The following is a 527-nucleotide window of genomic DNA, read 5'->3' on the forward strand; positions in this document are numbered from 1 at the left end:
CGCAGGCGACGGCGGCGAAAGCCACGAAGAGGCCGTCAGCGTTACCGTTGCCGAAGCCACCATCATCCGCGCGGATGGAAATCGAAGCCCGACGGCATACGATGACAGCGAAATCAAGCAACGGCTCGCCGCGCTGGAAAACCGCCAAGACCGAGACACCGCCTACGACGACAGCGACATCAAGCAACGGCTGACCGCGCTGGAAAACCGCCAAGACCGAGACACCGTCTACGACGACAGCGACATCAAGCAACGGCTGACCGCGCTGGAAAACCGCCAAGACCGAGACACCGTCTACGACGACAGCGACCTCAAGCAACGGCTGACCGCGCTGGAAAACCGCCAAGACCAAGACACCGTCTACGACGAAAGCGACCTCAAGCACCGGCTGACCGCGCTGGAAAACAGCAAAGACCAAGACGCCGGCTACGGAGAAAGTGGAAGCGAAGGGGGCAGGAGTGTGTGGAGATTAGGGGGGGTGGGGGGTGGGGGGGGAGGGGGGGGGGGAGGTGTAGGGGGTGGGGGGG

At 63.6% G+C, this 527-nt stretch carries 1 protein-coding gene; it reads left to right on the forward strand.

The window, feature by feature from the left end; all coding sequences use genetic code 11:
* Positions 1-527: hypothetical protein (locus ACTHUT_RS21685; protein WP_440419878.1), on the forward strand; the 527-nt coding region annotated here is incomplete at both ends.

It is taken from the genome of Neisseria sp. P0022.S010, from assembly GCF_051956635.1.